This is a genomic window from Mycobacteriales bacterium (genome assembly GCA_035533475.1).
Classification (GTDB): Bacteria; Actinomycetota; Actinomycetes; order DATLTS01; family DATLTS01; genus DATLTS01.
Map to the genome: position 1 here is coordinate 1 of DATLTS010000023.1, position 10,041 is coordinate 10,041.

A 10,041-nucleotide genomic window follows, 5' to 3' on the forward strand; every position below is an offset into this window, starting at 1 on the left:
GGGCGAACACGGCATCCGGGTGAACGCCGTCGAGCCGGGATGGGTGATGACGAACATGAGCGCGCCGATGATGGACGACCCGGCCGCGGTGAAGTACTACACGGACCGGATCGCGATCCACCGGGCCGCCCAGCCCGAGGAACTCGCGGGCGCGATCGCGTTCACGCTGTCCGCCGACGCCAGTTACCTGACCTGCGCGACCATGCTCGTGGACGGTGGCTTCATCGTGAACGCCGAGCTGTAGCAAGGAGGTACCTGATGCAGGATTGCCTGGATTCCGCGCCGATCCTGGCGGTGGCCCGGGAGCGGGTCAGGCAGCAGTATGGCGCCGCCATCGGCCGTCCGCCGGCGGAGCTGATCACTCCCGCCCTGGTGCTCGACATCGACGCCGCGCAGCGCAACATCGACCACATGGCGGGCGAACTGCGGCGGATGGGCCCGGTCACCATCCGGCCGCACTACAAGACACACAAGAGCCCGGATCTCGCGTGGCGCCAGGTCCAGGCGGGCGCGGGCGGGCTGTCGATGGCGACGGTGTGGGAGGCGGTCGTTCTCGCCGACGCCGGCCTGGACGACCTGTTCGTGGTCAACACCGTGTCACACCCGGCCAAGATCCGGGTACTCGCCGGGCTCGCCCGGGACCACCGGATCCTCGTCGCGGTGGATGAGGCGCCGAACGCCGCCGCCCTGTCAGCGGCGGCCACGGCGGCCGGATCCACACTCGGGATCATGATCGAGGTCGACACCGGGATGGACCGGTGCGGGACCGACGACGCGCAGCAGGCCCTGGCGCTCGCCCGGCGGGTGAGCGCGCTCCCAGGACTGCACCTCGAAGGAGTCACCGGCTACGAGGGACATTGCTCGCTCACGATCGACGATGATCTGCGCCACGAGAAGCAGCGCGCCGCCATGACGCTGTTCACCGGCGTCGCTGACACCCTGGGGGCGCACGGCTTCGGCTGCCCGATCCGGTCGGCGGGCGGGATCGCGACCTGGCGCTGGACCGCGGGGTTCCCCGGGCTCACCGAGATCCAGGCCGGAAGCTACGTGGTCATGGACAACTACCACGGCCAGATGGCGCCCGGCTTCGAGCATTCCCTGACGATCCAGGCGAGCGTCATCAGCCGGCAGAGCGGCAAGGTGATCGTGGATGCCGGCAACAAGTCGGTCTACGGCCCGGCTGACGTGACGGTCGTGGGCCACGACGAGCTCAGGTTCTTCCGGTTCGACGAGGAGCACGGCATCTTCTCCGCGCCGGACGGCACAACGCTGGCGGTCGGTGACCCGGTAGCACTGGTGCCCGGGTACTCACCGTCCACCGTGAACTGCTATGACGCCTTCCACGTCGTCCGGGACGGGGCCGTCACCGATATCTGGCCCGTCATTCCCCGAGGTCCCGGGCATCACGGGCTCGCTGGCCTGCCCGGGGAGGCATACTGAGGCACAGGTGAGCGAACGCTCAGGCGCTTGACGAATGCGCACAGCTGCGGAAATCATCGATGCGAGCCCCGGGAGGCCGAATGCCAGCGCAGCCTGAACCTGCCGCGCAGGTCCCGCCTGGGCAGGTCCCGCCTGGGCAGGTCCCGCCCGATCCCGGGCTGAGCGGCGCGGCGGTCATCGTGACCGGCGCCGGCAGCGGCATCGGGGCGGCCACCGCGGCCGCGCTCGGGGACGCCGGCGCGTCCGTGGTCCTGGTCGGGCGCCGCCCGGAGCCCCTGGAGGAGGTCGCGGCGAAGGTGCGTGCCGGCGGCGGGCAGGCCCTGTGCGTGCCGGCCGACCTGGCCGACAGCGCCAGCCCGCAGCACATCGTGGCGGCCTGCGTTGACGCCTACGGCCGGGTCGACGGGCTGGTCAACAATGCCGCGGTGGTGCGCCACAAGCCGCTCGGCGAATGGGACACCGACGGGTTCGACGAGCACATCGCCACCAACATCCGGGCACCGTTCTTCCTGATCCAGGCAGCACTGCCGGCCCTGCGCGAGTCCGGCGTGCGGGCCGTGGTGAACATCAGCTCGTCCTCGGGCACCCTGCACCGCGTGGGGCAGTCGGTGTACGGGATGACAAAGTCGGCACTGGACTACCTGACCCGTACCCTGGCTGGCGAGCTGGCACCGCTCGGGATCCGGGTCAACTGCATCGCGCCCGGGCCCATCGACACCCCCATCCACGCGACCTGGGCGGACGACCTGGAGGAGGCCTACCGCTGGCTGGGCAGCCAGGTCCCGCTCGGCCGGATCGGCCGCCCGGAGGAAGTCGCGCAATGGATCGTGCTGCTGCTGAGCCCGGTTGCGTCCTTCCTGACTGGTGCCGTCATCCCGCTGGACGGCGGCCAGGTGATAGATCGAGAGTAGAAGTGCCGGCCTCCCAGTGGCCGGCGGGTGCCGGAGTGTGATGGAGGTGACCGTGGCCGAAGGCGTGGACGTGGGCAGGTCTACAGCGGAGGAGCTGCTGCTCCGGGTCGCCTGGTTCTATTACAAGGACGAGCTGACCCAGGATGAGATCGCGCGGCGGCTGTCGGTGTCGCGGGCGTCCGTAGGCCGCATGCTGGACCGGGCGCGCAAGGTCGGCCTGGTCTCGATCAACCTGAACGCGGACCATCTCGACGCGTTCGAGGTCAGCAGCCGGCTCCGGCGGGCGTTCGGCCTGACCGAGGCGCTGGTCGTGCCGGACCACGAGAAGGAACCCGCCGACCGCCACGTGCTGAACTCCCGGCTCGGGCTCGGCGGAGCGCAGTTCATGAGCACCCACCTGCGGCCGGGCGGCTCGCTGGGGGTCGGCTGGGGCGACACGGTCTCCCGCGTCATCACCTCGGTCAACTTCGGCGCCGTCGGCCCGGTCCACATGGTGACCCTCACCGGCGGCGTGGACGGTTACCTGCAGACCATCCTGTCCTCCAAGGGCGACGGCGGCCCGGAGCCCGAGGCGACGACCGCGACGATCATCCCGGCGCCGATCGTGGCCTCCACGCCACGGCTGGCCGCCGCGCTCAAGGCCGAGCCCGCGATCCAGCAGGTGCTGCGGCAGGCGTGCGGCGTGGAGCAGGCGATCGTCGGCGTGGGCACGCCGGCAACTGACGCGACGATCGTCGAGATGGGATACCTGGGGCCCGAGGACGTCTTGCGCCTGCGCGACCTGGGGGTCGTGGGTGACATCCTCGGCCAGTTCTTCGACGCCGACGGCACCGTGGTCAGCCTGCCCATCCACGACCGCAGGATCGGGATCGAGCTGTCCGACCTGGCGTCGATCCCCAAGGTCGTCGGTGTGGCCGGGGGCCTGCACAAGACCGAGGCCATCCTCGGCGCCCTGCGCGGGGGGTTCCTCGACGTGCTGGTCACCAACGAGCTCGTGGCGCTGCGCCTGCTGGAGCTGGAACACGCCTGAGCCCGGCATCCGGTATCGGGCGAAATTCCCGGTCAGGCCTTGCCACCAGCTCCGATCCGGGCTGATACTTCTTCCACGCGAGCAGATGCGCAATAGGTGAGCGAATGCTCCGAGTGGAGGGAGGCACCGTTGCTGGCGACCGTGCCCCGACTCAGCGCCGGAGTGATCACCGCGGACCTGACCAGGCTGGGCGCGGAACTGGAGATCCTGCGCGGCAAGGCGGCCTGGGCCCATGTCGATGTGATGGATGGCGTGTTCTGCCCGCAGCTGACGGTCGGCCCGGCCTTCGTCGCTGCGGCCGCCTCAACGGGCGTCCCGGTGGACGCGCACCTGATGGTGGACGAGCCACGCAGGCTGCTGCCCGACATCGCCGCCGCCGGTGCCTCCATCATCACCGTGCATGCCGAGGCCACCCGCCATCTGCACCGCACCATGCAGGAGATGACCGACATCGCAGGTGAGCCCCGGTCCTTCCTGCGCGGCGTCGCGATCAATCCGGGCACGCCCGTGCAGGCGGTCGAGCCGGTGCTCGAACTCGCCGATCTCGTGCTGGTGCTGGCCGTCAACCCTGGCTGGCCGGGCCAGGTCCCCGCGGCCAACACGCGCCGCCGGGTCGATGCCGTCCGCGAACTGGCCGCGCGCTGCCAGGCCGACGTCCTGGTCGGTGTGGACGGCGGGGTCACGCTCGGCAACGCCGCGCAGATCGCCGGCTGGCGGCCGGACGTCATCGTGAGCGGCAGCGCGATCTTCGACCGTCACAGCCCAGCGCGCAACCTCGACCTGCTGATGCAGGCGCTGCTCAGCTCCGCGCCCACCGCGGGCCCGATCCAGGAGGTAGCACATGGCAAGCAGTAACGGCGGGCGGATCGTGCCGCCACCGGTGCCCATGACGATCACCCAGATCGCGGTCGTCGTCGCCGACATCGAGGCCGCCCTGCGCTCCTACACCGAGAACCTCGGCTGGGGCCCGTGGAGCGTGTTCGACTACAAGCCGCCGCTGCTGCACGACACGGTCGTGCGCGGCCAGCCGGTGGACTTCCGCATGATCGGCGCCGAGACCTCGGTCGATGGGCTCGGGTTCGAGCTCATCCAGCCGGTGAGCGGCCCGAGCATCTATCAGGAGTTCCTCGACACCCACGGCGAAGGCGTCCAGCACATCGCCTGCATGAAGCACTCGGTGCAGGACAGCCAGGCGCTGAAGGATCACTGGCGCGAGCGTGGTGCGGAGATCTTGATGGGCGGCCGGATCGGGGAGTCCATCGAGTTCTACTACCTGGACACCTCGCCAATGCTGAAGTTCGTCCTCGAGTCCGGCAGCGGGCACGCCATCGACCTAGAGCCCACGTACATCTTCCCGTGAGCCGTCCAGCCCCGGTCCGCGTCCTGGTGATCGGCGACCCCTACATGCCCGCATCCGTCTACGCCGGGCCCCTGGCCGGCCTGGGCGACGAGGTGACGGTCTCCTCGCTCCAGCTTGAGGAGCTCACGGGCGCGCCGCCGCGCACCGAGTCGGAGTACCGGCTGCGGGAGTACATGGGCGATCCGGCTGAGATCGCGCTGGCTGTGGCGGGACACGATGTCCTCGTCGTGCACGGCGCGGCGGTCAGCGCGGAGGTGCTCGACGCCGCCCCGCTGCGGCTGGTGTGCTGCGCCCGCGGCGGGCCGGTGAACGTGGACGTGGCCGCGGCGACCGACCGGGGCATACCGGTGGTGAACACGCCGGGGAAGAACGCGGAAGCCGTCGCGGAACTCACGATCACCTTCGCCCTGCTGCTGATCCGGGGAGTACCGCGGGCCAGCCGTCACCTGCTCGACGGGGGTGGCTTTGCGGAGTCGGTGTTCGAGGGGCGGGAGTTCTTCGGCCGCGAGGCTGCCAGCGTCACCATGGGGCTGGTCGGCCTCGGCCATGTCGGCCGGGAGGTAGCGGTGCGGGCGCGCGCGCTCGGCTTCCAGCTTGTCGCCCATGACCCGCAGATCGAGGCGCCGGCCGCCCACGGCGTCGACATGGTGCCGCTGGATGAGCTGCTGGCGCGATCGGAGATCGTGTCGCTGCACGCACGCGCCACGCCGCAGAACCAGCACCTGTTCTCCGCTGCCCGGTTCGCGCAGATGCGTCCCGGCGCCTATTTCATCAACACGGCGCGGGAGTCACTCGTGGACGAGTCGGCGCTGCGTGACGCGCTGACACGGGGCGTTCTCGGGGGCGCCGCACTGGACGTGCTGGAGCGGCCACCCGCCGGGTCCAGCCATCCCCTGCTGAGCGCGCCCAACGTCCTGGTCACCCCCCACATCGGTGGTGCCACCACCGAGACGCTGGCCAGGGGGGCGCGGCGCGCGGTGGCTGCGGTGGCCGCCCTGCTGGCCGGGCGCGAGCTCGCCGACGTCGTGAACCCACAGGTCCTGCACGCGGGAAGCGCAGCGACATGACCGGCCGTTACCTGCTGGCCATCGACGCGGGCACCGGCAGCTGCCGGGCCGTGCTGTTCACCGACGCCGGGGAGCAGGTCGCGGCATGCATGCGGGAGTGGGCGCACCACGAGCCGCCGGACGCACCCGGTGGCCAGGACTTCGACACCGAAGCCGGCTGGAACGCCATCGCCGCCTGCGTGCGGGGCGCGCTGGGGGAGGCTGGCGTGGGCGGGAAGGACGTCGCGGCGGTCGCGGCCACCAGCATGCGCGAGGGTGTGGTCATCTATGACCGGGCCGGCCGCGAGATCTGGGCCTGCCCGAACGTCGACAGCAGGTCCGCCGCCGAGGCGGGCGACCTGATCCGTGAGGGTGCCGCCGAGAAGATCTACGCTGAGGCCGGCGACTGGGTGTCCATCACCACCCCGGCGCGGCTGCGCTGGCTCGCCAGGCACCAGCCGGGCATTCTCGACGCGGCTGGCAGCCTGGGCATGCTCAGCGACTGGATCGTCTACCGGCTGTCGGGAGTCCAGGTCACCGAGCCGTCCTGCGGCTCGAGCTCGGGCATGTTCACGCTCGCGCAGCGAGGCTGGTCGCCGTCCATCCCGGCGCTGTGCGGACTGTCACCAGACGTGCTGCCTCCTGTCGTCGACCCCGGCACCGTGGTTGGCCAGGTGACCGCCGCGGCGGCCGACCAGACCGGGCTGCGCGTGGGCACGCCCGTGGTGGCCGGCGGTGCCGACACCCAGCTCGGGCTGCTCGGCGCCGGTGCGCAACGTGGTGAGTACACCGTCGTGGCCGGCACCTTCTGGCAGAACACCGTCCTGCTGCCCGAGCCGCTCATCGACCCCCAGATGCGGCTGCGCACGCTGTGCCATGTCACCCCCGGTGAGTGGATGCTGGAAGGGATCGGCTTCTACTGCGGCATGAGCATGAGGTGGTTCCGGGACGCGTTCTGTGACGCGGAGGTCGCACTCGCCCGCAGCCGGGGCATCGACCCGTACGTGGTCATGGAGGAGGCGGCCGCCCGGATCCCGCCCGGGTCCGGCGGAGTCGTGGCGATCATGTCCAACCTGATGAACGCCCGCCGCTGGGTACACGCCAGCCCGGCATTCGCCGGTTTCGGCCTCGGCGACCCGGCGGCCAGCGGCCGCGGAGCGTGCGTGCGGGCCATCGAGGAGGCAGCCGCCTATGTGGCCCGGGGGCACCGGGACATCATCAGCGAGCTGACCGGCCTGCGGTTCGGCGAACTCGTGTTCACCGGCGGCGCGGCCAAGGGGCGGCTCTGGCCGCAGATCATGGCGGACGTGCTCGCCGTGCCGGTGCACGTCCCCGTCGTCACCGAGAGCAGCGCGCTCGGGGCGGCGCTGTGCGCGGGTGCCGGCGCGGGGATCTACCCCGACCTGGCGGACCTGCGGCCGCGCCTGCGCCGGCGGGGCGCCACCTTCGAGCCCGATCCCGCGGCCGTGGCCACCTACGACGAGCGGTACACGGCATGGCGCGATACCTACCAGCGCATGCTCGACATCTCCGAAGCCGGCCTGCTCAACCCGCTCTGGCGGGCGGCTGGCTCGTAACGACCACCCATCGCCGATTACCCAGCCGACGACGACCCCCGGGAGAGACAACCATGGCGGATACCGACGACGCCACCAGCGGCGCCCGCTTTCAGCCGTCCGTGCCCGCGCAGGCCACCGCCTTCGGCCTCAAGGGCTGCGGCAGCCTCGACTGGGGGATGCAGAGCAGGCTGGCACGCATCTTCCGGCCGTCCACCGGCCGGACCGTGATGCTCGCCATCGACCACGGGTACTTCCAGGGACCCACCACCGGCCTGGAGCGGGTAGACCTGTCGATCCTCCCGCTGCTGCCGTACGCGGACGCGCTGATGACCACGCGGGGGATGGTCCGCTCGACTGTCCCGCCCGCATCCCGCACGCCCATCGTGCTGCGGGCAAGCGGCGGCCCGAGTGTGCTGAAGGAACTGTCCGACGAGCGGATCGCGGTCGGCATGGAGGACGCCGCCCGTATCAACGCCTGCGCCGTCGCCGTCCAGGTCTTCATCGGCGGCGAGTTCGAGACCAGGTCGGTGGCCAACATGACCCGGCTCGTCGACGAGGGCCAGCGCTACGGGATCCCTGTGCTCGCCGTCACCGCGGTCGGCAAGGAACTGACCAGGGATGCCCGCTACCTGCGGCTCGCCACCCGGATCTGCGCCGAACTCGGCGCGCACGTGGTCAAGACGTACTACTGCGCAGAGGACTTCGACACGGTCACGGCCGGGTGCCCGGTACCGCTGGTGATGGCCGGCGGGAAGAAGCTGCCGGAGCTTGAGGCCCTGACCATGGCGTACCACGCCATCGAGGGCGGCGCGGCCGGTGTCGACATGGGCCGCAACATTTTCCAGAGCGACCACCCGGAAGCGATGATCCGCGCCATCGGGGCCGTCGTGCACGAGTCGATGAAACCGCACGAAGCGTACGAGGAGTTCGTGCGCCCGCAAGCACAGCCGCAGCAACGAGCCGGTTGAGGGCATGGGAGGGCACAGATATGACGCAATCATCAGGCGGCGGGCCCGATAGCACGGGAACGGCCGTATCCGCACCGCCGGGGAACCAGCTCAAGGCTGGCGTGATCTCGCTTCCCGGCGTGCTCATGCAGAGTGTCACTACCATCGCACCCGCGATCGCCGGGCTGTTCACCGTCCCGTTCATCGTGCTGAACGCCGGGGTCGGTGCGCCGCTGGCCTACCTGGGCGCGTTCGTCATCGCCCTGCTGCTGGGTTACGTGCTGGCACAGTTCAGCCGCCATATGTCCTCCACGGGCAGCTACTACACCTTCGTCTCACGGTCGCTGGGCGGGCGCCCCGGCTTCCTGGTGGCCTGGGTCTACCTGCTCTTCTACCCGGTGGTCATCGCCCAGGTGGGCTCGTTCATGGGCTCCACCCTGCAGTCCACGCTCAAGGCGGAGTACGGGATCACGTTCGAGTGGTGGTGGTTCATGGTGTTCCTCATCGCGCTGGTGGCCTACACGGCCTGGCGCGGGGTGGAGCTGTCGGTGAACCTGATCATCGTGCTGGGTGTCATCGAGGGCGTCATCGTCCTCGCGCTGGGCCTGTGGGGCCTGGCCAGCCCCGGCCCGGGCGGCATCAACCTGCAATGGCTGACCGCCGCCGGGCACACGTCGAACCTGCACGGCCTGTTCCTGGGCGTCGTCTTCGCCATCTTCGCCATCACCGGCTGGGACGCCGCGGCCCCGCTGGCCGAGGAAAGCCGTGACCCCAAGCGCAACATCCCGCGTGCGGTGCTCGGGTCCATCATCATCCTGGGCGTCTTCCTCGTGGTGGTGTCCTGGGGACAGATCACCGGGTGGGGTACCAGCCGGCTGGGCTCGTTCGCGAGTTCCTCCGAGCTGCCCGCCTTCGTGCTCGGCAAGAAGTACTGGGGCGATGGCTGGCTGATCGTGCTCTTCGCACTGTTCAACTCGGCCATCGCCGTCTCGATCGCCTGCACCAACGCGTCGGTGCGGTTCCTGTACGGCATGTCGCGGGCCAAGGCCCTGCCGTCGTCGCTGACGAAGATCCACGGCCGGTTCAAGACCCCGACGAACGCCATCCTCGTGCAGACCGGCATCAACATCGCGCTGGGGCTGGTGCTGCCGCTCGTCATCGGCGTCGCGAACGTCTACAACGTCACCGGCACCTGGTTCACCTTCGCGCTGGCCTTCGTCTACATCATGGCCAACATCGGCCTGTTCGTTTATTACCGGCGGGAACACGGTGACGAGTTCAGCTGGGGCAAGCACCTCATCGTCCCGGCCATCGGGTCCGTCGCGCTCGCCGTCGTCGTGTACTACTCGGTTGTCCCGCTGCCGCCCTGGCCGGTTTCGCTGGCGCCGTTCATCGTGGTCGGCTGGCTGGTGATCGGCGGCATCGTCGTGGCCGCGCTGTACCGCGGGAGCCGGGCCGGCAACCTCGCGCTCGCCGGTGCCGCGATGGGCGAGAGCATGGAGGAGGCCATCGTGGAGCGGTACTCCCTGACCGAGCCGGTGCCCCCGCCCGACGCGGTGCGCTGAGCCGGCGCTGGCCGGCAGGCGCGTCCCCCGCGGCCCGGACCGAGGCCGCGGGGTGCGCGCAGGACCAGCACGACCGCCAGCGTGCAGGCCGCCGTGAGCGAGCCGGCGGCGTAGGCGATGACGACCCGGGTGATGACGTCGCCCGGTGTGATGGTGACCAGGGCGAGCACCAGCACGCCCGCC

10 protein-coding genes are annotated in these 10,041 nt (G+C 70.5%); all 10 read left to right on the top strand.

Annotated elements, in window-relative coordinates:
* Positions 1-244: SDR family oxidoreductase (locus VNG13_04805; protein ID HVA59840.1), on the top strand; the 244-nt coding region annotated here is incomplete at its 5' end.
* Between the two features lie 14 nt (positions 245-258).
* Positions 259-1,440 (top strand): alanine racemase, encoded by a 1,182-nt coding sequence (locus VNG13_04810; protein HVA59841.1) that lies wholly within the window; start codon positions 259-261, stop codon positions 1,438-1,440.
* An 80-nt stretch (positions 1,441-1,520) separates the two neighbouring features.
* The gene (locus VNG13_04815; protein HVA59842.1) at positions 1,521-2,351 is read left to right on the top strand and encodes an SDR family oxidoreductase; all 831 of its coding nucleotides are present in this window, start codon (positions 1,521-1,523) and stop codon (positions 2,349-2,351) included.
* A gap of 40 nt (positions 2,352-2,391) precedes the next feature.
* Positions 2,392-3,381, top strand: a complete 990-nt coding sequence (locus VNG13_04820) for a sugar-binding transcriptional regulator (GenBank protein HVA59843.1) — start codon at positions 2,392-2,394, stop codon at positions 3,379-3,381.
* 162 nt (positions 3,382-3,543) lie between these two features.
* Positions 3,544-4,236 (top strand): ribulose-phosphate 3-epimerase, encoded by a 693-nt coding sequence (locus tag VNG13_04825; GenBank protein HVA59844.1) that lies wholly within the window; start codon positions 3,544-3,546, stop codon positions 4,234-4,236.
* Positions 4,223-4,741: a VOC family protein gene (locus VNG13_04830; GenBank protein ID HVA59845.1), complete on the top strand. Its 519-nt coding sequence runs from the start codon at positions 4,223-4,225 to the stop codon at positions 4,739-4,741. The genes VNG13_04825 and VNG13_04830 overlap by 14 nt, the downstream gene beginning before the upstream one ends.
* Positions 4,738-5,808 (top strand): NAD(P)-dependent oxidoreductase, encoded by a 1,071-nt coding sequence (locus VNG13_04835; GenBank protein HVA59846.1) that lies wholly within the window; start codon positions 4,738-4,740, stop codon positions 5,806-5,808. Before VNG13_04830 ends, VNG13_04835 begins: the two co-directional genes overlap by 4 nt.
* The gene (gene lsrK, locus VNG13_04840; protein ID HVA59847.1) at positions 5,805-7,364 is read left to right on the top strand and encodes an autoinducer-2 kinase; all 1,560 of its coding nucleotides are present in this window, start codon (positions 5,805-5,807) and stop codon (positions 7,362-7,364) included. Before VNG13_04835 ends, lsrK begins: the two co-directional genes overlap by 4 nt.
* 53 nt (positions 7,365-7,417) lie before the next feature.
* Positions 7,418-8,314, top strand: coding sequence for a 3-hydroxy-5-phosphonooxypentane-2,4-dione thiolase (lsrF, locus tag VNG13_04845; protein ID HVA59848.1), 897 nt, complete (start codon positions 7,418-7,420; stop codon positions 8,312-8,314).
* A 101-nt stretch (positions 8,315-8,415) separates the two neighbouring features.
* A complete protein-coding gene (locus tag VNG13_04850) occupies positions 8,416-9,858 on the top strand; it encodes an APC family permease (GenBank protein HVA59849.1) in 1,443 nt (480 codons plus the stop codon).
* The last annotated feature ends 183 nt before the right edge of the window (positions 9,859-10,041 follow it).